The organism is Staphylococcus sp. HMSC071G07, from assembly GCF_001811435.1.
In the GTDB taxonomy this organism is placed as follows: Bacteria; Bacillota; Bacilli; order Staphylococcales; family Staphylococcaceae; genus Staphylococcus; species Staphylococcus pettenkoferi.
In genome coordinates this window covers 1-24901 of sequence record NZ_KV804750.1, presented here as the reverse complement: position 1 = coordinate 24901, position 24901 = coordinate 1, and the positions used below count along the sequence as shown (strand labels likewise).

Sequence of the window (24901 nt, the reverse complement as noted above, 5' to 3'; positions counted from 1 at the left end):
CTCCTTTTACAACTTGTTATTGAGCGCAGTAGCAAGTTCATTGAAACGATCCCAGTCACGTACGGAGACGCCTGAAGCGTTTGGATGACCTCCGCCACCGAAATCGTTAGCCACATCATTAATAACAATACCTTTTGAGCGAATGCGACAGCGTATATCTTTACCTTCATCAACTGCAAAGACCCAAACCTTCAATCCACGGATGTCCGCAATCGTATTGACGAATAATGACGCTTCGTTCGGCTCAAGTTCATATTTTTTAAGAATATCTTGAGTGATTTGCACTTTCGCGAAACCTTGGTCGTTCAACTCAAAGTTCTGTAAGACATAGCCCTGGAACGGTAAGAGTCGCGGATCTTTCTCAGCCATTTGATTTAAGGCTTTCATGTGATCAAAGTCGAAGCTTAAGAGTTCAGCAGCAATGTGCATCGTATGAGGCGTTGTATTATTGAAGAGGAATCTTCCCGTATCCCCTACGATGCCTAAGTAAAGTAAGCGTGCCACTTCAGCATCGATTATAGATTGATCATTAAAATGTGTGATCATATCATAAATAATCTCACTTGTTGAAGAGGCATCTACATTCACGTAATTGACTTCACCGTATTGATCCGTCGCTGGATGGTGATCAATCTTCAACACATGTGCACCATTTTGGTAACGCTGGTCACTGATTCGAGGTGCATTAGCTGTATCACAAACAATGACAAGCGCATCTTGATACAAATCATCTTCAATTTGATCTGTTGTTCCCATGAAATCGAGCGAAGCCTCAGTTTCTCCTACTGCATAGATGGCTTTGTCAGGGAACTTAAGTTGCAGATAACGTTGTAATCCTAACTGGGAACCGTACGCATCTGGATCTGGTCGCACATGGCGATGGATAATCACCGTTTCATTTTCTTTCACACGATCCATGATTAATTCAAATTCTTTGGCCATTCCAATTTCCTCCTCTATATATTCACGCCTATGTTTTAAATTATTGCTTTCAGGTATTAATCTCTTTTTAAAAATGCTCTTTCATTATATCAAATGTCTGTGCAAGCTCATACAAAACGAGAGTGACCCGAAATGCTTTATAGACGTTTCGAGTCACTTTACTGATTTTATTATAATAACCTACATCAAAAGTACATCTAATCAATGAGCTGACACATAATAATTGCATTCGCTACCTTCTGTGTACCACTCGACATATTAACTTCTAGCTTAGCAAAGTTACGTCCCACATCGAACATTTCATAGTTCACTTCAATATCTGATTCAATAGGTAACGACTTAATATAGACGATATTTAAACTTTCAATCATGACTTCAAGTTTTTTATACTTACGCATTTCAAAACGAATGGTCTCTTCAATAATCGCTACGATGACTGATTTACTTAACATTCCAAACTGATTAGTCAGCAATGGCGAAACTTGTAAGTGAATGCCATCATTATTAATCGTAATATGTTTCGCAATTTGATCGTTAATGGTTTCACCAACGTGCGGCTGTTGACCAATCACTTGCATCGCTTTCAGTACATCTTCACGAGTAATGACACCGACCAGTTTTTTACTCGGTGAAATGACTGGTAGAAGCTCAATACCTTCCCAAATCATCATGTGCGCACAACTTGCCACTGTCGTGTGCAATTGCGCATAAATCGGTGGTCGTGTCATAAACTGCTCGACGCAATCGCCATTGCGCATGTTAATAATCTCTTTACTCGTCAAGATCCCTGTTAAACGCCAATCTTGATTGACAACTGGGAAGCGGGAATGCCCCGTTGTCTTCGCGTAATATTTATAATCTTCTAAAGTCATCCCTTCAAAGAGGACACAAATTTCATCAATATCTTTCACGATATCATCAACAACGAGTACTTCTGTGCGTATCTTCTTATTATATAATGAACGGTTAATAATATTCGCTGCCATGTACGAATCATAATTGCATGAAATTACCGGTATATCATATTTATCTGCGTAGTCGATAATGCTTTTAGACGTATTGAAACCACCTGTGATGAGGACAGCAGTTCCTCTTTGCAGTGCTTCATATTGAACTTCCAGACGATTTCCAACGATGAGTAATGTATGGGAGGTTAAGTATTTCATCACGTCATCGACTTCCATTGCGCCGATAGCGAAATTGGTTAATGTTCTATAAAGACCTCTTCTACCACCGAGTACCTTTCCGTCAACGATAGATACAATTTCGTTATAGGTTAATTGCTCTATACGTTCTCGCGCTTTCTTTTCAATACGTACAGTCCCTACTCTATCTATAGTCGCCACTAATCCCATATGGCTAGCATCTTTAATTGCCCGATACGCTGTTCCCTCTGACACTCGTAAGACTTTAGCTATCTTTCTTACTGATATTTTCGATCCAACAGATAACGATTCTATGTGTGCTAGTATTTGTTCATGTTTAGTCATCTTTTGTACCTCGTGTTTTATTAGTTTTGATACTCATATTATAACTTTTAATGCAAGGAAATGCGATTTATGTAACTAATATTTTTCATGTTTGCATTTTTTACACCACTACAGTAGCTGATAATAAAATTTTTGTGTACTTATTTGAAAAGTATAACAATTTTATTGCAATAGGAGCCAAAATTTTACTAAAATGAAGGTGAGGAGGGATGAACAATGTTCAAAAATATACTATTGGGTGTAGATACACAATTAACGAATGAGAAAGCTTTGAAAGAAGTTTCGAAACTCGCGGGCGAAGGTACAGTCGTTACGATTCTCAATGCAATTAGCGAGCAAGATGCGCAAGCGTCAATCAAATCAGGTATTCATCTAGATAAGTTGACAGAACAACGTAGCAAAGGATTAGCACCTACGCGTCAAGCTTTAGAAGATTATGGTATTGAGTATGAAGAAATGATTGTGAGAGGTAACGCGAAAGAGAAATTAGTGAAACAGGCTAATAGTGGTAAATATGATATTGTCGTGCTCAGTAACCGTAAAGCTGAAGACAAGAAGAAATTCGTGCTCGGCAGTGTCAGCCATAAAGTCGCGAAACGTGCCCACATCCCTGTATTGATCGTTAAATAAGCGTCGCATTTTCTTTCATACCACAAATTTATAATCATAGAGAAACGGCAATTTCTATGTTGAAGTAATAGAAATTGCCGTTTTAGTTATAGATTGTTGTATGTGAATAATAGATTAAAGTTCTACATCTTCACCTGGTTTAACGATTTGAACTTCACCGACATTGACCGCTGACTTGAATTCTTCAGGATCTTGCTCAATGTAAGGGAAAGTATCATAGTGAATTGGTACTGTGATCTTAGGTTGGATAAATTCATTGATTGCGTAGCTTGCGTCGTCAATTCCCATAGTAAAGTTGTCACCAATTGGGATGAAGCAAACGTCGACTGGATGACGGTCAGCAATCAATTTCATATCACTGAATAAACCTGTGTCTCCAGTATGATAGATTGTTTTACCTTCAACTTCAAGGATCACACCCATCGGCATTCCTAGATAGACAGGTACACCGTTGTCATCTGTTAAGCTAGAGCTATGGAAAGCTTGAACAAATTTAACTGAACCAAAGTCAAAGTCGACTTTACCGCCAATATTCATTGGACGCACATTGTCGTGACCTTTATTTGTTGAAAGATAATCTCCCACTTCAGCAGAACCAATCACTGTCGCATTATTCTTCTTCGCTAGTTCCACTGTATCTCCAAAATGGTCGCCGTGACCATGCGTAAGAATAATGTAATCAACTTCTAAATTATCTGCATCTAAATCAGATAGTTCATTGCCTGAAATAAATGGATCTACAATTACTTTTTTGTTATTTGCTTCTAAATAAATTGCTGATTGTCCATGAAATGATAACTTCATTATAAATCCTCCCCAAATCATGTTTACTTTGTATTATACCCTACTCTTAGCGTTTTATAACGTTATAGCAGTGTTTTTCAAGTGAATAAACACGCATTTTGATTATTGATAGCCGTTATTTTACAATAAAGAAAACTAATAGGGATGTGAATATTATGAAAATAGACAATTTAATTAACACAATCAAACGTGAACAAGCAGATGGGGCTTGGATTACTCGACCGATTAATATCTACTACCTCACAGGCTATCATAGCAATCCTAATGAACGTCTCTTCGCTCTACTCGTTAAGCCTTCTGGTGAACAAGTGTTGTTCTGTCCTCAAATGGAAGTGGCTGATGTGAACAATTCTTCGTACGATGGTGAAGTGATTGGTTATCTTGATACAGATGCGCCATTAAGTAAATTAAATGAAACATATCCTAAATTACTCATCGAAGCGGAACATCTCACTGTGCATCGTCAACGAGAGCTATCTGAATATCTACATACTGAAACATTTGCTGATGTGGATCTCACGTTAAAGCAACTACGAAATAATAAATCTACTGGTGAAATTGCGGAACTTACTATCGCAGCAGAACTTGCGGATAAATGTATTGAAATTGGTGTCGCCTATTTAGAAGAAGGACGTACAGAACGAGAAGTCGTCAATCATATCGAACACGAAATTAAGCGATATGGCGTCAATGAGATGAGTTTCGATACGATGGTATTATTTGGCGACCATGCTGCATCTCCACACGGCATCCCTGGCGACCGTCGCTTGCAAGCAAATGAATATGTGCTCTTTGATCTTGGCGTCGTTTATAACCATTATTGCAGTGATATCACACGTACTGTGGCGTTGGGCACACCATCTGAAGAAGCGCAACGCATTTATCGAGTTGTGTTAGATGCTCAAACACAAGCGATAGAAGCACTTCAACCAGGTGAAAAGATTTCAAAAATCGATAATATTGCGCGAAATATTATTACTGAAGCGGGTTACGGCGATTATTTCACGCACCGACTTGGTCATGGTTTAGGACTCGAAGCACATGAATATCAAGATATTTCCAGTCAGAATGATAATGAATTGGAAGCAGGTATGGTCATTACCATCGAACCAGGTATTTACGTTCCAAATGTAGCAGGTGTGCGGATTGAAGACGATATTCTTATAACTGAAGATGGTGCACGTAGCTTAACCAACTATCCGAAACACTAAAAAAAGATTGTCTCGCTCGAAATTGAGCGGGACAATCTTTTTTAAGTGCTATATTATTTTAAACCTTCTTCGACTGAAATGTAATCAAGATTTAACGCTTCCCCTACTGCTTTGTTAGTAAGTTTACCGTTAATTGTATTTAAGCCGTAAGAAAGTGGTTCGTTTTCTTTAAGTGCTTTTTCATAACCTTTATTCGCAATTTGTTGCGCATAAGGTAATGTTGCGTTGTTTAAAGCAATTGTAGATGTACGTGGCACTGCACCTGGCATGTTAGCTACAGCATAGTGTACAACTCCATGTTTCTTATAAGTTGGATCATCATGTGTAGTAATCTTATCAGTAGTTTCGAAGATACCACCTTGGTCGATTGCGATATCCACAACAACTGAACCGTCTTTCATTTGTTTAACCATGTCTTCAGTTACAAGACTTGGTGCTTTCGCGCCAGGAATGAGTACGGCACCGATAACGAGATCACTTTGTTTAACGCACTCTTCGATATTTAATGGGTTAGACATGATTGTGTGTACACGTCCATCAAATAAATCTTCAAGTTCTTGTAAACGTTTAGGGTTAACATCTAAGACTGTTACATCTGCGCCTAAACCTAAAGCAATCTTAGCAGCGTTTGTACCTGCTTGGCCACCACCGATGATTGTTACGCGACCTTTAGCAACACCAGGCACACCGCTAAGCAGGATACCCATACCGCCTTTATATTTTTGTAAGAATTCTGCTCCGATTTGTGAAGACATTCTTCCTGCTACTTCACTCATAGGAGTTAAGAGTGGTAAAGAGCGATCTGGTAATTGCACTGTTTCATAAGCGATACTTACAACTTTGCTATCAAGTAATGCTTTCGTTAATTCACCTTCATTAGCTAAGTGTAAGTAAGTGAATAAGATAAGTCCTTCTTTAAAGTATTGGTACTCTTCTTCCAATGGTTCTTTAACTTTCATAACCATGTCGACGTCCCATACTTTTTGTTGTGAATCCACAATAGTAGCACCAGCTTGTTCGTAATCTTTATCCTCGAAATAAGATCCCTCACCTGCTGATGCCTCTACTAATACTTTATGACCTTGATCTACTAACGCGTGAACTCCACTTGGTGATAAGCTCACTCGGTTCTCATTATTCTTGATTTCCTTTGGAATACCAATAATCATGTTCTCCACCTCCAAATTTATAGTAACGCGGAACGCATGAAAGCGCAATCACAAAGTTGTTAAAATTTTACAATTATACTTATTATTAAGATTTATATCAGTGTGGTATAATATAATTAAGAAAAGCTGAAGGGGGTACAAGCGATGTTAACTTATAAAAATATTCTTATCGCTGTAGACGGATCACACGAAGCAGAATGGGCGTTCAACAAAGCTGTTGAAGTAGCTAAACGTAATGACGCTCAACTCACAGTAGTCAATGTCATCGATTCTAGAACATATTCTTCATACGAAGTGTACGATGCTCAATTCACTGAGAAATCTAAGAACTTCTCTGAAGACTTACTACAAGGTTACAAAGAAGTCGCTACAAACGCTGGTGTTACTCAAGTCACTACACGTTTAGAATTTGGTTCACCTAAAGCGATTATTCCTAAGAAATTAGCTACAGAACTAGGCATTGATCTTATCATGTGTGGTACTTCAGGTCTTAACGCTGTCGAACGCTTTATCGTCGGCTCAGTTTCTGAATCTATCGTACGCCACTCTCCATGTGACGTGCTCGTAGTTCGTACTGAAGAAATGCCTGAGGACTTCCAACCTCAAGTTGCTACAGACGAATTCAGAGCGAAATATCAATCTCACTAAGTTTAAATGTCACAATCTACTATTTAGACCAGCTCTTTATTTTAAAGGGTTGGTCTTTTTTCAGGTTAAAATGCTGGTGACGGTCGTGCGTCCCCTTTCTTTTTATGAACTTACCTCGATTAGCTGTTTAATAGTGGTAACCCTTTTTCAAGACATTAATTGTAAAATTTCCGTTATCTTCTATCATATTGTAAAAAATCATTTTTATTTTAATGGAGTATGGGTATAATAGATAAGAATACAACAACGAAGGGATTTTAATAATAAATATGAAACACACTTATAAATTTGCAATAAGCTTAACTGTAGTCGGAGGCCTGACATTTGTCGCTTCTGAACATATTCACGAAGCTTATGCAGCAGAAATACAGGCAAACCCAACGCAAACAGACAATCACTCAAAAGCAGATAGCCCCAAAACTGAAACAACGTTATCATCTGATCAATCACAAGTAAGTGATGCTTCAAATCACACGGGGGCTATAACTTCTAACTCTTTAAATAAAGTAACGCAAAGCTCTGACTCAACACATAATAACAATGCACATTCAAAAGAAGAAAATGTTAATACTCAACCTGAGTCAGCTCCGCAAACTCAATCTACTGCACATTCACAGCAGGATTCACAAGGTGCGGACGAAGGTGTACAAACCTCACCTCACCCACAAGAGGACGCACAGCAATCAAATAATCAACTACGCTCAGCTCAACCATCTCAAGGAGACACTTCAGAAGAACGTAATGCAGGTCACACGCAACAACATGATGCTGCACAAGATCATTCACAACAAGATACATTATCAAACGACACTGACGCTACAGAATCACAACAAGATACATCATCACACGACACTGACGCTGCAGAATCACAACAAGAGGGCTCTACCTCATCACAACCAATCCTTAGAGCAACTTCGAATGCTGAAACACCAGAGACAACTTCAGCACCTATGGAAAATACGAAGACGATGACTATTAAAAATGTTGTCAGAGGAAATAATACAGCACAAGCAGGAACGCTTCGTGGACAAAATCACATGCGTCAAAGTTTGGACATCGTTGTACCTGCTAACACGAAAGCGTATATCCGTTCAAAAGATGTAGTGAACAAGAAACAACTTACAGCGGAATTAATTACAGATTCCTCTAAAAGTGATGCACGTACCAATTTCGCACTAGATAATCAATGGCATGAAATCCAAGCTTCTAAAGATGGTGCGCTTTTCATCAAGACACCTTCTAATCTCGATGGCTCAGTAGATGTGGAATATTATGTTGAAGGTAACAAAGGTGTCGAAATGCCTCATTACAAATTAAACGGAGACATTGAGAAGTTTAAACGTGACTGGCAAGAGACAGACGCTGCGTTTGCTGTAGCAGAATCTGAGCATTCCCAAATCTTGATTCCTCATGTCGACAAAGATTACGTTCTCGATATGGAAAACACGACGAACCCTATTGGTTTCAAATCTCTCGATGAAACACTCAATTATCATGAGGATATGTTAAAGCACTATGACCACTGGCTTGGTCTTGACGACAGTAGCGATATTGATGCTAACTCTCCACAACAATACTTTATTCGTGCAGATAAGACAGGTGCTGGCGCAGCTTATTACAACCCAGATCACACAGCCACAAATGGTGACTCAGTCGTACCGTTTCTATCTAGAAGTTGGTTACTACTACACGAAGTAGGTCATGGTTATGATGGATATGTTGTACATCCAAACACAGCGACAGACATCGTCTTACTTGAAACGTGGAACAATATTTACGGTAATTTGATGGTTTCTACGGTAGATCCTAAACAAGGTGACTGGCTTTATGGTGGTAAGCAAGAAGCCTATCAGAAACAAGAGTTAGATAAAATGACGAAAAGTGACGATGATTATCAGTTTATTCGTCAATCATTTAAATCACGACTCAACATTATGGCAACACTAGTACGCGGTACAGGTGAAGAAAGCTTTATCAAATTTAATAAATACATGCGTCAAATGAGCAATAAAGTTAAAGAACGCTCAATTAACGATCAACTTGCGGAAGAATGGGGCAACTTAAGTGATGTCAATCTCATCCCCTACTTCGATTTAGCCGGTATACCAGTTAACGAGAGTGTCAAAGAACGTATTTATGAACAAGGCAATACGATTCTTTATCCATTATCACTTCTTACATCTGACGAATCTGAACAGGATCGTATTAAAGAAAGTGAACATATGGTATCTCGTCATGATTTGGTTTCGACAGATGCCTTGAAAGACGCGGGTATAACAACATCGTCTACAATTGATTTGAAATTAAATGGTAATCAACTCCGAGATAACGCTGAAGTTAGATTATTAGACGGCAAACGTGTAGTTGCTACGGCACAAGTCAAAGATAATCAAGTACACTTTGAAGATGTACCTATGGGTGTTTATAAAGTAGAAGCGCCTTTTACTACAGATGGTAAATTACCTAAGACAGAATATATCGTTATGAAAGCGCATGAAGATAATCAGCTAGAACTCAACTACCCTGCCGACGCGAAATCCAACTACTCAGAAGTCGCGAACTTCTTAGGCTTGAGTAACGACAATGTAGCGAGTCTGACTTATAACCCGACGACAAATAAAGTGAAGATTACGGATTCACTTAAGGCACCTCATGTGTATTTTAAAACGAACTACATCACGATGACGATTAAAGATAAAAATGGTGAAGTGAAATATCATAAAGAGATGTTTGGTAACCAAGCGCGTACTGGCGATAATATTGAAGATGTTGATGTTCAACCAGGTGACACGCTTGAAATTTACCATGCTGAACCAGGACGTTTAAAATTTAGTAATAACAACACTAACCAACCTATTTCTGCGCTTGAAACGAAAAATCAGACGACAACGTATCATTTCACACCGTATGGTTTAACTAAAACGGATGAAGATGAAGCCTACCAACGTTACATCGATAACTTAAAAGCTGAACTTGATAATAAACAAGCTGATTTAGAGGCACATCCGGATCTCGATAGTCGTAAAATAGTGAGTGGTTTGTATGCTGAGATTAATAATTTAAAAGATCAGGATAAACAACAATTTATTGATGACTATCGTGAACTTCTTGAAAAAACGGGAGTTATTGAATCAGAAGATGCAAATGGTGATAATCACGAGGAAGACCCAACTGAACCGGGCGATGATGATAACAATAATGACGATGATGAAGATACAGGTAATAGTGAAGACCCTACGGAGCCAGGTAACAATGATGAACAACCTGGCGATAATGATAATAATCCAGGTGATTCTGAACCAGGCAACGATGATGACAATGCTGAAAATCCTGTAGATTCTGGTGACGATGAGCACCCTACTCAACCAGGTGATAGCGAAGAACAACCATCAGAACCAGGCGATGACGATAGTAATTCGGGTGATGCTGAACAACCAACTGAACCAGGTAATGATCATAATCAACCAGGAGACACAGATCAGCCTGGGGATAACGACAATGAACCGGATGATGACGAACAAACAGGAAATGATGATAATCAACCAGGCGAAGGCGAACACGAAGATCCTAGTGATCCGGGTGACAATGAGCAACCAAGCAATCCAGGAAATGAGGCACCTACTGAGCCTGGAGAAAATGAAACTGATCCTGGTTCTTCTGAGGAGCCGAGTGCGCCAGGTGATGAGACTGATCCTACTGTACCTGGCGATGAAGATAGCAACCATAGCAATGATGACACAGGCAGTAGCGAAGAGCCTACTGAGCCTGGTGATAGCGAAGAACAACCGGGCGATTCTGAACAACCAACTGAACCGAGCAACGAAGATGATAACCCTGAAAATCCTGTAGATCCTGGTGACGGTAATCAACCTACTCAACCAGAAGATAACGAGGAACAACCATCAGAACCAGTCAATGACCAAACTCAACCTGGAGACACAATGCAGCCTAGTGAGAACGATAATAATCCTGGTGATTCTGATGAACCTAATCAGCCTGGTAACGAAGAACAAGCTGGGGACAATAGCAGCGAGCCTAGTGGCAATGAGCAACCTACTCAACCAGGAGATAATGACAACAATCCTGGCGGTTCTGAACAACCAGACGAGCCTGGCAAGGATAGCAAAGATGATTCACAAGCAAACAACAATACAACTCAGCCATCAGAACCAACATCACCTCAACCAGGTAGCGTCACAATAACTCAACCATCTGATGATTCATCACACGACGACACTCAACCAGGGAAAGTGACGATTCAAGAACCTCAACCAGAACAACATCAAGATGGTGAAGCGCATATTACAATCGTAACGCCGAGTGAACAAGAACAAACATCATCAGTGGAACAATCATCTACGACGCATACAGAAGTAGATACGCAAACAACTCAAAATACAGGTCAACTCAATGCAGGAACATGTGGAACTGCTCTTGTTGATCAAAATTCAGTATTACAGGATGGATTAACATCTTCATCACTTCATCAACCTAACATCATTCAGTCAGCACAAGCATCACAATCTGAGAATACAGATATAAACAGTACGCTTATGTCAGATCATCATCTGAAATCTAATTCAGAATTAATTCAACATCCTGAGTACAAAGCAATACAACCTATTGCAGCGCCAACTATTCAGAACGCTAAAGATAGCAAAGATAGTACAGCGCCACAAACTCAATTACCTGATACAGGAAAAGCATCTCAGAATGGTTCATTGTGGGGCACTATAGCATTAATCGCTGGTATCTTTACTTTACGTTGGAGAAAACGTAAATCTACAGATAAAAAGTAAGTTTTTAAAGCAATTTAAATACTAACGAGATGTTCTACTCATAAACACTTTACATCCCTTATCTCTTCTCACATGAAGACTTAAGGGATGTTTTCAATTTACTAAGAATTATGTATAAATCTTTTTCGATGTCATTTTTTTAAATAAACCTATGCCTTTACTGTTTAAATCATGTCACCTTTTTCAAACATTTTATCTCCCCTGCCATACTAAAAAAGCTTGAGATAAGTCACTTTCAACTTACCTCAAGCTATATCATTTCAATATGACAGAACGCTAGTCACACAAATACAGTTTGTAAATTAAACTTCACCGTATTTCACTACGTCTCTAGCAATCATCACTTCTTCGTTCGTTGGAATTACCAAGACTTTCACAGGTGAATCATCTGTACTAATGAGACCTTCACCGTCTGTCATTGCTTGGTTCTTCTCTTTATCTAACTTCACACCCATAAATTCGAGACCTTGAAGTACACGTTCACGCGTTTCTGGAGAATGTTCGCCTACACCAGCTGTCATAATAATCACATCAGCACCTTGCATGTGCGCCGCATACGCACCAATGTAACCATGAATATGACGAGCATAAACTTGTAAACCAAGTTCACAACGCTCACAACCATTTTTGGCATCCATTTCAATATCTCGAACGTCACTAAATTTACCAGTCAAACCGAGTAAACCTGATTCTTTGTTTAGAGTATAACGCACTTCTGCTGCTGTCTTACCTGTCTTTTCCATAATAAATGGTACAAGCGCTGGATCAATATTACCAGAGCGAGTGCCCATCGTTAAGCCTGCAAGTGGCGTGAAGCCCATGGATGTATCAACAGATTCACCATTAACTACTGCAGCTACGGAAGCACCGTTACCGATATGACATGAAACGATCTTTAAGTCTTCGATTGGTTTATCAAGTAGTTTCGCAGCTCGGCGACTCACATATTTATGACTTGTACCATGGAAACCATACTTACGAATACGATAATCTGTATAGTACTCGTAAGGTAAACTGTACATGTATGCTGCTTGAGACATAGATTGATGGAATGATGTATCGAATACAGCTACATGTGGGACCTCAGGCAAGAGTTTACGGAAAGCGCGAATACCCATTAAGTTTGCTGGGTTATGTAGTGGCGCTAAATCACTAAGTCTTTCGATTTCACGTTCAACTTCATCTGTGATGTAAGCTGATTTAGGGAAAGACTCTCCGCCGTGAACAACGCGATGTCCTGTACCATCAATATCGTTGACATCTTTGATTAAATCATGTTCTTTCAAACTATCTAACATGATGTGTACTGCTTTGTCGTGGTCAGGAATATCTTTCGTTTCCTTAATCTTCTCACCGTTCAATTCAATCTTGAAGATAGAATTATCTAATCCAATACGTTCGATTAGACCTTTGGTGATTAACTTCTCCTCTGGCATTTCAATAAGTTGAAACTTCAATGATGAACTACCAGCATTGATTGCTAAAATTAATTTTGACATACCCGCTGCCTCCAATTTACAGATGTTTGATTCAATTTCTATTTAACCACTAATACAGTTTTTTATCAAGAGTAATACAGTTTATTTCTCTGAATGATTTTCCCCCATCCAATCATTGAGCTCTTGAATGAATCCTTGAAACTGTTGTGGGTTTTTGAAGTCTGGAATGTTAGCTAGCAATACCTCTACAGGTCTAGTAACATTAGCTTCTTTTTTCTGCAGAATTAACAGAGATTTACGTGCTTTTTCATTCTTGAATAAAGTGCTAGGTAAATGTAGGAAAGCCTGCATTTCTGCTTCTGTTGCAATATAACTTTGCAACTGTTTCACATGATCGCCTTCGAATATCTGGCTTGGAACGACGAGAAATGCGTATCCTGAAGGTTTCAATGTTTGAATTGCTTGTTCAATCAATAAATAATGTGAGTAGCTATGACCTTCATCAAAGCCAAGTTTCATTTCATGACTTCGTTCATCTAAAGGATAGTAACCAATCGGTAAGTCACTAACTACTACATCTGCTTCTTCAAATGGAAGTGGCATAATCGCATCTTGTGGGTACACATCGAATGGAATTTCTAAGAAGTTCGCTAAATGCACACTCACACGAGACAGAGTAGGATCCACTTCAACCAAATGATGCATGAGTGTGGTATTCTTTAACACTTCATGAACTGTCGCGCTCAAGTGACCTGCACCGCTCGCTAAATCAACGACATGCATTTCTTCATAATCCGACATAAATTTATCTACTAAGAAACCTAGGATTAAACCGATTGAATCAGGTGTAATTTGATGATTTGCTTGAACATCTTCTTCTTGCAATAAGCTTAAGTAAGCGAATTGAAATGCTTTACGACGATCTTGTAATGTCGCTTGTTCTAACAGATCACGCTGATTCGTATACACCTGTTCCATCGCAAGACCTAAGTTCTCAAGTAAACTTTGGCCATTCTCCTTGTGTAAAGCTTTAGCCTGTTCATCTAGCGTTGTGAAGAGTTTCTCCATTACCGTTTGTTCTTCAGTCATGACATTAGTCCTTTCTCTATAAAGTCCTGGTTAAATATTATTGAATACATCTGTAAATTAGGCAGACGCCTACTTCATTTTAACAATCTGCTACAATTTAGCGTATTCAATAATTATGGACAGAATAGTAACTGTTGTCAATGTCAGTGAACCGCTTCCCCTTCAGATACGTGATGCCATTTATTCGTATTCCATTTTTAAAATGCCAATTCAAACATCCCTTCTATGACCTAATGACGCACAATTGAATGTGTAAGTCAATCTAAATTAACAATTAATTTGTATAATTCAGACAACTAACTGTGCACTTGTAACATATTTCTCTAGACAATCTCTGCTCATTGTTCACACTTAACGTATTACAAAGTACATCGTCTTAGTAACAATTCATTTCGCGATGCTAATTTTCTTAAAAATATAAATAAAGACACATTGTTCGCGTTAAGACTTGTGAACTTTAGAAGTAATTGTGGCATTTAATAGGATGACTAGACTTCCTCGACGCGCTTACTTTCTGCCCTTTAGAGGCTCAATCAAGAAAGTACTAGTTCTAAACGTATGATCTATTCACACGCCCATCCTATCTCCACGAATTACTTCCTTACAAGCTATTATAACGCTTACAATATGTCTCTAACAACGTTTAATATCCATTTGAGGTCATTTTTTTAAAAAGAAGAGCTTGGCGTATTTATTTTTAATCACTACAGTATCGCCGAAGTAGTCATGAATCCCTCGATGTTGAGGCGTAAATAAGACTACAATATAAGGCAAGCACAACATCACGCCGTTTACAATTCGGCCTACCCACTCTCTAAATAACACATCTGACCAACGCAGAACTTCACGATCCACCCGTTCGACTCTAATATTACAAATCATCTTTCCTAAAGTCTGCTTAAAGTATTTCGTAAGCAGTACGAAGTAAAGGTAGAAGATCAGAGCTTTGACGAGATGATCGACGCTGAAATAATTTATCCATAACTTCCAGTCAGGAATATGTGTAAAATGATTTAAAGGTGCGAGAATCAGTCTTTGAAGCCCGTGAATGATTAACAAATCGATGATAAAACTTACGAGACGTATACCAAAGCCTGCATAGATTTGTTCACGAACACCTTCGTAATATAAGCTGGATAGCTCATCCGAGTTCGCTTGGTGTTTCATAGGCGACTCTGTATTATGAGACACGTCCCCTGAATATACATTCGTCATCTTCTTCACCTACCCTTCATAAAGATATTCCGGTTTCGCTTTAGAGTCATTATGAATGGCTGATTTCAACTGTTTCACATCATTCTTGATACCATCAATGGATGACTTAACAGAGAAGATAGATGAGAAGAAACCATCATCCATAGAGTACTCAAAGACTTCAGGGTTGTCTTTGCCGATGTCTTTACTTAAGGCTTTCAATGCGGTTTGCTTATAGCCAATCTCATCGATCAAGCCATTGTCTTTCGCTTGTTGCGCACTGTATACTCGACCGTCTGCAAGATGACGCACTTTCGATTCGCTCATATGACGACCATCTTTCACGACATCGACGAAACGATCAAAGCTGTCATCGATTACTGATTGCATAATTTGTTTCTCTTCTTTCGTCATATGACGTGAGCTACTTAAGATATCTTTGTGATCACCTGACTTAATCACGTTCTCTTTAATACCGAGTTTCTTCTGTAAATCTGAATAGTCAATATTAGACATGATAACGCCTATAGAGCCCGTCATACTTTGTGGACCCGCATAAATCTTGTCTGCAGGTGCCGATATGTAGTAACCGCCTGATGCCGCCATATCTTCCATTTGAACGTAAACTTTTTTATCTGCTTTCTTGATCTGTTTAATCTTTTGGTAAATTTCATCACTTGGATACGTACCGCCACCAGGTGAATTCACTGTGAGCAACATGCCGTCAACAGTATCGTCATCTTTCACTTTATCGAGCTGCTTTAGAAAGGCTTCGTGATTATACTCTCCACCACCGAAGAGGCCACCACTTTCGCCACCGCTCATAATCTCACCATTTAGCGTAAGATGCGCGATTCGATGATTACTATTTCCATCTTTTTCCACTTGTTCAGTAAAAGGATCGATGTCACCGATGCCTTGATTATTAAACATAGCAGAAACAAGTGCTGATATAGAACTTACCGTAATTCCACCGAGGATAATAACTACGGCTAAGATAATTGCGATGATTCGCTTTTTCGACATATTTCAACCTCCATGTATAGTATTACTGTTTTATTTAAACACATCTCATAAGCAACTGTATAGTTCCTGTTGTAGGCAATTAATAGCCACAATTAACAAAGGGCCTAAGCACATCACTCACTGATGAACCTAGACCCTTTTAAAACAGATATTATCCTAATGCAATAACTGCATGACATAATCATATGCGTTTTTCAAAATCAATAAAGCTGTAACCACAATGAAGAGCACTTTAACGTAGCCCACGCCTTGCTTGATTGCAAACATTGCGCCTACGTATGAGCCTGCAATCATACTTGCAGCCATAATCAAGCCGTAAAGATAATTGACTTCACCTAAGATCATAAACAGTATGAGTGCACCGAGATTGGAAGCAAAGTTTAACACTTTAGCATTACCTGCAGCGCCTAGAAAGTCAAAGCCAAACAAGAGGAGAATAAACATCATAAATGATCCTGTTCCTCCACCGAGGAAACCATCATAGAACCCTATTAGAGACAACAGCACAGTAATCAGTAACGCTTTCTTCACTGTGAAACTCTGAACTCTGCGTACGTCGCCCCAATCTTTTTTGAAAATCGTATATAACAACACGAGCGTTAATATGACAATGACAATAGGCTTTAAAAGTTGTGCAGGTAAGAACGTCGCTAAACTCGCCCCAAGCATTGCTAGTATGAACACAGGTACAAACAAGCGTCCAACAAGTTTCAAGTCTACTTTACCTGAGCGAATGAAACGAATGGCGCTCGTCATCGATCCAAATACACTTGCAAGCTTGTTGGTACCTAGGGCAATTGAAGGTGGTAATCCTACCGCTAGTAATGTCGGTATCGATATCAAACCGCCTCCACCCACCACGGCGTCAATAAAAGCAGCTAGAAAACCTAGAGCCATAATAATTAATATAATTGAAATACTCCAATCCATAAATACCCATCCCCTCCTTGTTGTCTTATCTTAGAAGTCTACGATTAGAATAAATCATTTGCTAAATCTTCTGTATCGAGCTCTTTCTCACTTTGATAGTCTTCAGTAATCGTTAATGTTTCAATATTATCTGTCGCACGTTGAATCATCTCTGAGAAGTCATAAACGCTTTCGTATTCTTCTACTTTCTCAAAGTCCGGCTCAGTGACAGGATTCTTCGGCGTAAAGATCGTACAGCAATCCTCATAAGGCTGGATAGATACCTCATACGTACCTATCGCTCTTGCCTTTTTAACAATTTCCTCTTTATCTAAAGTAAGCAACGGTCTAAGCACTGGCGTAGATGTTACATGGTTAATGGCATACATACTCTTCAGCGTCTGACTTGCCACTTGTCCGAGATTCTCACCATTCACGATGGCGTCCGCACCGACACGATGCACCAGTTTATCCGCCACACGCATCATCATACGACGTGTAGAAGTCATCGTATAGCGTGGATGGACCACTTTGTTAATCTGTTTCTGAATTTCTGTAAAAGGCACGATGTGCAACTTAATCGGCCCGACCTTCTTAGCAAGCAAACGTGTGAGTTCAATCACTTTCTCTTTCGCCTTTTCACTTGTAAAAGGTGGACTGTGGAAATGCATCGCTTCAATCGTCACACCACGACGCATCACTTCCATGCCAGCAACCGGTGAATCAATACCGCCTGATAACATAAGCACCGTCTTACCTCCTGTACCTACAGGTAAGCCACCGGGTCCAGGGATGACCGCATCGTAAATGTAGATCGCATCACGACGTACTTCAACTTGAATCTTATGATCAGGATGATGAACATCCACAGTAAGCCCATCGGTATGCTTCAACACGGCAGCTCCAATCGTACGTTGTAACTCAAATGTTTCCATTGGGAAAGACTTGTCTGAACGTTTGACATTAATCTTGAAAGTGTCGCCATCTTCGTAGCTCTTAGCAAATCCAACTGCCTGTTCATTCGCTGCTTCTAACGTCTTGTCAATCTTTAATACAGGACTAACCGATTTCACTCCGATGATTTCTTTCAAGCGTCCAATTACACTTTCAACATCTGTCTCTTCGGTGATTTCAATATACATACGATCGCGATTCGCTTTAATCTTCAATTCTTCAAAAGAAGACAACGCGCTTTGCGTATTCGCGCGTAGTTGATTCACAAATTTCTTTCTGTTTGCTCCTTTGAGCGTGAGTTCACCATATCTCACTAAGATATGATCATAAATCATCTTAACAGCTCCTTAACTTCTTGATATACAGACTCAAATGCCTCTTTAAACTGCTCAATATCAGCTTCAGTCGTCTTATTTCCTAATGACACACGAATACTTCCTTCAATTCGTGTCTCATCTATATGCATGGCAAGTAACACTTCATTTAACTTCGATTGTTTAGACGAGCACGCACTCGTGGTAGAAATCATTACATTATGTTGTGAGAAAGCATTGACGAGTACCTCTCCTTTTACCCCTGGGAAGCCGATGTTGAGTATATGAGGAATTGCACCATCTGGCGTATTCAAATGCACTCCTGGATATTGTGCGATAAATTGACGTAGGTCATCACTCAAACCTTGTATGCGCGTATAATTCGCATCCATATTCTGAACGTTGGCTTTCAATGCCTTTACAATCGCTATATCCATCGGTAAATTCACTGTCCCACTACGTAAGCCATATTCTTGGCCGCCACCTTGAATAATCGGTTCTAGGTGATGTTTATTACGGATGAGCAACAAGCCTTGCCCTTTCAACCCGTTGAATTTGTGGCCACTCACACTAAGGCTCTCGACACCTTCTGTCTCTAGTGGTACCTTACCTACCGCTTGTACTGCATCTACATGTAAAAATGCTTTAGGATAGTCCGCAACAATCTGTGCTACTTCACGTACAGGCTGACGTTGTCCCATAATATTATTGACCTGCATGCACGTTACGAGACCTACTTCACTCGACATTAATGTCTTCAAATGCTCAGTATCGAGTCTGCCTTCTCTTGTGACATTACAGTATTTAACTGTAAAACCTTCTTCTCCTAAAGCACGGACGACTTCAAGTACAGAAGGATGTTCGAGTAATGATGTGATGATGACAGGCGCAGAATCTTTCTTACGATATGCCAAACCTTTGAGAGCCATATTATTCGATTCTGTCGCTCCACTGGTAAAAATAATATCGAATTCATCATTTAAATTTAAGATTTGATTAATTTGTGATTTGCTCTGTTCTAATAATTGCGCTGCTTGTAAACCTGCTTTATGAGGACTATTTGGATTGTAATAAATAGATTGGTTCGCTTGTAAATAAGCTTGCAAGACGTCCTCATTTGGCGCTGTAGTTGCAGCATTATCAAGATAAATCACGGCTCTCACTCCTTTTAACGCTCTTTATCTTATCATATTCTAATTTCTTGTGACTATAGGATGATTGTTTTTTATAAATTGGGAGGCAAAATGTCACATAACACTATAAAATTATACGCATTTCAACCGAAATTTAAAGTGACGTGTTTACCTTAGACATTTAAAACATTTTACTGCTAATCAGAAATTTTATTTTCAAAATAGAAATTAATGTGTAGTCTATAGTTCAACACAAAAACACCTCTCAAAAAGTATGCTGTCATACTTTCGAGAGGTGCATTGCAACTCAAATTAAAGATCCTGTTCTTCTGTCACTTGTGTTTCAATTTTCTTCGTGATACCAGGTTCAATTGATTCTAAAGATTGTTCAGCAATTTCGATGGCGCGTTTATAGCGGTTGTTCTTGAATAAACGCTCAGCTTCGTTAAGGCTTTTATCAATACTAGAGTCATCTTTACGATAACGGTTACCGTATTGTATCAATCGTTCCGCGTAAACTGCGTTGACGAGCACGTCGTTCGCCTCATCTTCAAATTTATTCATTTGAAGTACGACTTTTGCCACTTTATCTTTCAGCTGCTTCACGTGAATCGGACGTACGCTAAATTTCTTATTCACTTCGCGTACTTCATAGTCGATTTCATTTTTCATGATGATGAAACGTTCAGGCACGCTCGTTAAGTTCGAAGCAAGCAAGCGACGGTAAACTTCTTCTTTCTTACCTTGAACACGTAAAATGTTCTCCTCAGCTTCTGCTTCATCTTCACGAAGTTGAATTAAGTGATTCTGAAGTTTTTCTTGTTTGTCATTGATAATGGCTACATGTTCTTCAATGTATTTTAAGTTATCTTCCACTTCGCTATAACGCACTGCCGATTTAGACATTTCTCTTAAGATTTCATCGTAAACTGAAATCAAGTTTTGAATTTCATTTTCAAATTGACGTACGTTTTGCACATCACTTTCATTAATGTAGTAATTTTCACGTACATATTCAATTTCAGTTTGAAGCGTGTAGTTCATGTCTTTCGCTCTGAACAAGTTATCAGTAATGACTTCTTTAGATTCCTCTACTTCGTTCTTCGCTTTCACTTCATGTTCAATCAAGTCGTACATTTCATCCAACTTGTCATTAATCGCGTTGAGTTTATCATTGGCTTCATCTAATTCAAGACGACTAATCATCGGTTCAACAAAGCTTAACTCCGTCTTCAATGTTTGAAGATTGCTATCTACCTTCACGTGATCTAAGTCATAACCTTCCACTTTCAAGTCACGACAACCATATTTTAAGTCTTGGAATTGACCTGGAAGTTCTTTTTGCGCTTCACGAATTAAGTCAGGAATTTCTTCCATATCCGCTTTCAAGTATTCCATATCTCCATGTAGAGTTTGGATATGTTGATGCGCTTGATTGTAATTTCCTTCTTCTTGAAGCGTGACATAGTTATCAAGTTCAGGCGCAAATGATTCAATTTCTTGTTCAAGCGGTGCTGCTGCTTCTCCAAATTGATGGCGGTTCGCAAGTACATCGCGTTTCATTTCACGATAATCTGTCTGACAAGCTTCGTACAGTTTATCGCTTTCTTTATGTACGGAAAAGACTTCTTCAACTTCAGTGGTTAAAGAGTTATAATTTTCCTCGTATTTATCCATCAACTCATGCGCTTCGTCGATTTCAGTTTGTGCTTGTGCAAAGCGGAACTTGTCTAAATGCGTTTCAGCTTCTTGAATCTTGTCTTCAACTGGCACTAAATATTGATTCTTACTTTCAGAAGCGTTGTGTTGTAATAAGCTATAACGCTCTTTCGTTTCTCCAGTCATTTCAAGCTTAGATAGTTGATTCAAGCTATCTTCATACGGAAGCTGTTCAATCTTCTCTTTACGTTCCTCAGCTTGTTCAATCATTCGTGTTTTTTGCGAGCGCATGTAAAATAAGACGCCAACAGCAATAACGATTAAAATCAGTATTGCTAATACAATATACAAGATTACCATAAGTCTTCTCCTCCTATTTAATCATTTTTAATTATAACGTAAGTCGGCTGTCTATTTAAATAGAAAATAGATGTTTACGTCAGATTATTTTCAAAAAATTTGTTAACCCCTTTTCAGTTCTTCATTCGGGATTTTTGAAACATTTTTTACACATCGCTACTTAACCTTTTTAAATGCGTAAAGTTTAACTTCAACAAGTAGAGGTTAAAATAATTGTTTCAACTATATATAGTTATTATACTAAACAGAAAAAGGAATCGAGGTAAAGTTATGACCCAATATTCAACTACAAATTATCGTGCACTTCATCAACAACTTAAAGGATTGCTTGACGGAGAACACGATTTAATTGCTATTCTAAGTAATGCTTCAGCTTTAATCAACGACCATCTCGACAACGTGAACTGGGTAGGTTTCTACCTCGTTAAGAACGAAGAACTACTGCTTGGACCATTCCAAGGTCATCCTGCATGTGTTCATATTCCTATCGGCAAAGGCGTTTGTGGTACCGCAGTATCTGAAGGTGCAGTACAACGCGTGGACGATGTTAACGCCTTCCCTGGGCACATCGCGTGTGATCCAAATAGCCAATCAGAAATTGTAGTGCCTATACGACGTGGGGGCTCTATTATCGGTGTGCTAGATATTGATGCACCTGTTACGCATCGTTTTAATGAAACAGATGCTCAAGGCCTCAAAGAAGTCGTGACAATTATTGAAGATCATTTAGCGTAAAATAGGTATTAGCTATTGACACCCTGCCGGATAATGTTACAATTAAGTTTGTGTGAATTAACGAAAATAGCAGTTGTATATTAAATCGCTCTATGTTGTTCCCGACGCGGACGTGCCGTGTAACCGGAGCTATGAGGCGAGGACACATAAAACAACATATCGATTTAAGCATACAACACTCTTTTTTGTTATTCATAACAACAAAAAAGAAAAAGGAGGAGTCTTATAATGGCTCGATTCAGAGGTTCAAGCTGGAAGAAATCTCGTCGCTTAGAAATTTCTTTAAGCGGTACAGGTAAAGAATTAGAAAAGCGTCCATACGCTCCAGGACAACATGGTCCTAATCAACGTAAGAAAATGTCAGAGTACGGTTTACAATTACGTGAGAAACAAAAATTACGTTACTTATACGGCATGACAGAAAGACAATTCCGTAACACATTCGAACTTGCTGGTAAGCAACACGGTGTACACGGTGAAAACTTCATGCAATTACTCGCTGCTCGTTTAGACGCAGTTGTATATTCATTAGGTTTAGCACGTACACGTCGTCAAGCACGTCAATTAGTAAGTCATGGTCACATTGAAGTAGATGGTGGTCGTGTAAACATCCCATCTTACACTTTAAAACCAGGACAAGAAATTTCAGTACGTGAAAAATCTCAAAAATTAGACGTAATCAACGAATCAGTTGAAATCAATAACTTCGTACCTGAGTACTTAGAATTTGATTCTGATAACCTCACTGGTAAATTTGTTCGTATTCCTGAGCGTAGTGAATTACCAGCTGAAATTAATGAACAACTTATCGTTGAGTACTACTCAAGATAATAACTTTTTCTATCTATTTAGACCCGAGCGAAACAAGGTGTTCGCCCGGGTCTTTACTTGTTTATATTTAATTCATCAATGACCTTATCTCATTTTACGCCTGCCCCACTCTCACTTAAACGTTCCATAAGCTGGCACATGAGTTGCGGCTGATCGGTAATTAATCCATCCACTCCTTTACGATACAGACGATACCCCTGCAAGAGCCGATTCACTGTATAGGGCATGACTTTTGCGTGATGTCGATGTATTTCTTTGACCAAACGGCGCGTGACATTTTTAAAATGTGGATTAATGTAGTCACAGATTTGTGTATACGTCTTTAAATGCGGCCAGCGTTTCCAAAAATGTTTGCGTTTTAACAATAGGCCTAACGTAAGTGCATCATCTAACTGATGTAACTGCCTTAAGCTCTTGAAATCGAATGACTGTATAATCAACTGTGAATAAGGGAATTGCAGATCACGAATTTCTGAGATTAATTGCCGCTCAATACCTGGATATTTATGCGGTAACTTTAATTCTACTAACAGCTGACGTGAGGTATCTCGCATATACGCTAAGATTTCTTTAAAGGTCATGATACGCTGATTGGAATGATGTCTACCTCTCCAAATACCGAAATCATACTGCTTCAACTCTGCTAACGTATAGTCACGCACGTACCCTACTCGGTTACATGTCCGATTTAATTTCTCATCATGTATGACGACTAACTGGTTATCACGTGTCATATGTAAATCAATTTCGATCATAGGTGCTGCGGTCTCAAGTGCTGCGGCCATACTGACCAAGGTATTCTCAGGAAAGCGATAGGAATCGCCGCGATGTGCAACGATGGTTATCGGTTGATTAATTATCATGAGTCTTCACTCTTTCATTTACACTATTAATCATCTAAACTTAATTTAACACATTACATGAGGAGGTCAACGCACATGAAAACACATGATTTCAAGGTACAAACGTCTTGGCAAGGTGGTCGTGACACAGTTGGTAAGGTCCAAGGCGACGTCCTTGATGAATCCATTTCTATTCCGGATGGTCTGGGTGGACAAGGCGTGGGCACTAACCCTGACGAAATGCTCGTCTCAGCTGCATCCTCTTGTTACATTATTTCACTGGCTGCCGTGCTAGAACGCGCACATTATGAAGATGTAGAGATAGCTCAAACATCTATTGGTACTGCTGTGTTAGACCAAGGTAAGTTTAAAATGAAATCCATCACCCACTATCCAACCATCACTATACATGAAGATGACGCTACTCGTCTCAATCGTCAACTATCAAAACTACTCAAGCTCGCGGATCAGAACTGCATGATTTCAAATTCTGTACGAGGGAACGTAGAGATTAACATTGAACCTAACATTCGATACTTGAACGACTAACAAGATTATTGTCGTACTTTCATAACTGACTTGAATTTGGTTAGTTGAAACACGATCTCAAATTCAAGTCTTTTTTATTAAGCGCTTATCAAAACTAACGACATCCAATCGATGTGAAGTCATCTCATTTAGAAAGAACTTAATGAGCGTGGGACAAAATTAAAACTTATTAAT

General features: G+C 39.0%; 20 protein-coding genes. 7 read left to right on the top strand and 13 right to left on the bottom strand.

Translation table 11 applies throughout. From position 1 onward, the window contains the following. Nucleotides 1–6: 6 nt before the first annotated feature. Together HMPREF2802_RS00155 and HMPREF2802_RS00150 are read right to left on the bottom strand one after the other, a co-directional pair. On the bottom strand, nucleotides 7–942 hold the full coding sequence (locus HMPREF2802_RS00155) for a DHH family phosphoesterase (protein WP_070502378.1): 936 nt from the start codon (nucleotides 940–942) through the stop codon (nucleotides 7–9). 197 nt (nucleotides 943–1139) lie between these two features. Further along, nucleotides 1140–2432, bottom strand: a complete 1293-nt coding sequence (locus HMPREF2802_RS00150; protein ID WP_070502377.1) for a DRTGG domain-containing protein — start codon at nucleotides 2430–2432, stop codon at nucleotides 1140–1142. 216 nt (nucleotides 2433–2648) lie between these two features. On the opposite strand from HMPREF2802_RS00150, the gene HMPREF2802_RS00145 reads away from it, so the two are divergent. Continuing rightward, nucleotides 2649–3062 (top strand): universal stress protein, encoded by a 414-nt coding sequence (locus tag HMPREF2802_RS00145; protein ID WP_049406170.1) that lies wholly within the window; start codon nucleotides 2649–2651, stop codon nucleotides 3060–3062. A gap of 114 nt (nucleotides 3063–3176) precedes the next feature. Here the strand turns inward: HMPREF2802_RS00145 and HMPREF2802_RS00140 are convergent, their stop codons facing one another. Further along, on the bottom strand, nucleotides 3177–3866 hold the full coding sequence (locus HMPREF2802_RS00140) for a metal-dependent hydrolase (protein ID WP_002471203.1): 690 nt from the start codon (nucleotides 3864–3866) through the stop codon (nucleotides 3177–3179). A gap of 152 nt (nucleotides 3867–4018) precedes the next feature. On the opposite strand from HMPREF2802_RS00140, the gene HMPREF2802_RS00135 reads away from it, so the two are divergent. Next, a complete protein-coding gene (locus HMPREF2802_RS00135; protein ID WP_070502605.1) occupies nucleotides 4019–5077 on the top strand; it encodes a M24 family metallopeptidase in 1059 nt (352 codons plus the stop codon). A gap of 53 nt (nucleotides 5078–5130) precedes the next feature. Here HMPREF2802_RS00135 and ald read toward each other — a convergent pair whose 3' ends face one another. After that, nucleotides 5131–6246: an alanine dehydrogenase gene (gene ald / locus HMPREF2802_RS00130; RefSeq protein WP_002471233.1), complete on the bottom strand. Its 1116-nt coding sequence runs from the start codon at nucleotides 6244–6246 to the stop codon at nucleotides 5131–5133. A 144-nt stretch (nucleotides 6247–6390) separates the two neighbouring features. On the opposite strand from ald, the gene HMPREF2802_RS00125 reads away from it, so the two are divergent. Both HMPREF2802_RS00125 and HMPREF2802_RS00120 read left to right on the top strand, forming a co-directional pair. Then, nucleotides 6391–6894, top strand: coding sequence for a universal stress protein (locus tag HMPREF2802_RS00125; RefSeq protein ID WP_002471230.1), 504 nt, complete (start codon nucleotides 6391–6393; stop codon nucleotides 6892–6894). A 269-nt stretch (nucleotides 6895–7163) separates the two neighbouring features. Further along, nucleotides 7164–11693, top strand: coding sequence for a putative mucin/carbohydrate-binding domain-containing protein (locus HMPREF2802_RS00120; protein WP_070502376.1), 4530 nt, complete (start codon nucleotides 7164–7166; stop codon nucleotides 11691–11693). A 302-nt stretch (nucleotides 11694–11995) separates the two neighbouring features. Here HMPREF2802_RS00120 and HMPREF2802_RS00115 read toward each other — a convergent pair whose 3' ends face one another. The 8 genes from HMPREF2802_RS00115 to ezrA form a co-directional block, all read right to left on the bottom strand. Further along, nucleotides 11996–13192 (bottom strand): acetate kinase, encoded by a 1197-nt coding sequence (locus tag HMPREF2802_RS00115; protein ID WP_002471232.1) that lies wholly within the window; start codon nucleotides 13190–13192, stop codon nucleotides 11996–11998. A gap of 81 nt (nucleotides 13193–13273) precedes the next feature. Continuing rightward, nucleotides 13274–14221 (bottom strand): class I SAM-dependent methyltransferase, encoded by a 948-nt coding sequence (locus tag HMPREF2802_RS00110; RefSeq protein ID WP_049411330.1) that lies wholly within the window; start codon nucleotides 14219–14221, stop codon nucleotides 13274–13276. A gap of 660 nt (nucleotides 14222–14881) precedes the next feature. Next, complete coding sequence (locus tag HMPREF2802_RS00105; protein ID WP_070502375.1) at nucleotides 14882–15436, bottom strand: RDD family protein; 555 nt, start codon at nucleotides 15434–15436, stop codon at nucleotides 14882–14884. 9 nt (nucleotides 15437–15445) lie between these two features. Beyond that, nucleotides 15446–16441 (bottom strand): signal peptide peptidase SppA, encoded by a 996-nt coding sequence (sppA, locus tag HMPREF2802_RS00100; protein ID WP_070502374.1) that lies wholly within the window; start codon nucleotides 16439–16441, stop codon nucleotides 15446–15448. A 156-nt stretch (nucleotides 16442–16597) separates the two neighbouring features. Continuing rightward, nucleotides 16598–17371, bottom strand: coding sequence for a sulfite exporter TauE/SafE family protein (locus HMPREF2802_RS00095; RefSeq protein ID WP_070502373.1), 774 nt, complete (start codon nucleotides 17369–17371; stop codon nucleotides 16598–16600). A gap of 44 nt (nucleotides 17372–17415) precedes the next feature. Then, nucleotides 17416–18639, bottom strand: a complete 1224-nt coding sequence (thiI, locus tag HMPREF2802_RS00090) for a tRNA uracil 4-sulfurtransferase ThiI (protein WP_070502372.1) — start codon at nucleotides 18637–18639, stop codon at nucleotides 17416–17418. Further along, the gene (locus HMPREF2802_RS00085; RefSeq protein WP_070502371.1) at nucleotides 18636–19772 is read right to left on the bottom strand and encodes a cysteine desulfurase family protein; all 1137 of its coding nucleotides are present in this window, start codon (nucleotides 19770–19772) and stop codon (nucleotides 18636–18638) included. The genes thiI and HMPREF2802_RS00085 overlap by 4 nt, the downstream gene beginning before the upstream one ends. Before the next feature lie 291 nt (nucleotides 19773–20063). Next, nucleotides 20064–21770: a septation ring formation regulator EzrA gene (ezrA, locus tag HMPREF2802_RS00080; protein ID WP_049411308.1), complete on the bottom strand. Its 1707-nt coding sequence runs from the start codon at nucleotides 21768–21770 to the stop codon at nucleotides 20064–20066. Nucleotides 21771–22040: 270 nt separating this feature from the next. Between ezrA and HMPREF2802_RS00075 the strand changes: the two genes are divergently transcribed. After that, nucleotides 22041–22505, top strand: coding sequence for a GAF domain-containing protein (locus tag HMPREF2802_RS00075; RefSeq protein ID WP_070502370.1), 465 nt, complete (start codon nucleotides 22041–22043; stop codon nucleotides 22503–22505). A 228-nt stretch (nucleotides 22506–22733) separates the two neighbouring features. Then, nucleotides 22734–23336 carry a 30S ribosomal protein S4 gene (rpsD, locus tag HMPREF2802_RS00070; RefSeq protein WP_070502369.1) on the top strand — a complete coding sequence of 201 codons (603 nt, stop codon included), beginning with the start codon at nucleotides 22734–22736 and terminating at the stop codon, nucleotides 23334–23336. A gap of 89 nt (nucleotides 23337–23425) precedes the next feature. Here rpsD and HMPREF2802_RS00065 read toward each other — a convergent pair whose 3' ends face one another. Then, on the bottom strand, nucleotides 23426–24199 hold the full coding sequence (locus HMPREF2802_RS00065; protein WP_070502368.1) for a glycerophosphodiester phosphodiesterase: 774 nt from the start codon (nucleotides 24197–24199) through the stop codon (nucleotides 23426–23428). 75 nt (nucleotides 24200–24274) lie between these two features. Between HMPREF2802_RS00065 and HMPREF2802_RS00060 the strand changes: the two genes are divergently transcribed. After that, the gene (locus tag HMPREF2802_RS00060) at nucleotides 24275–24727 is read left to right on the top strand and encodes an SACOL1771 family peroxiredoxin (protein ID WP_070502367.1); all 453 of its coding nucleotides are present in this window, start codon (nucleotides 24275–24277) and stop codon (nucleotides 24725–24727) included. Nucleotides 24728–24901 lie beyond the last annotated feature (174 nt).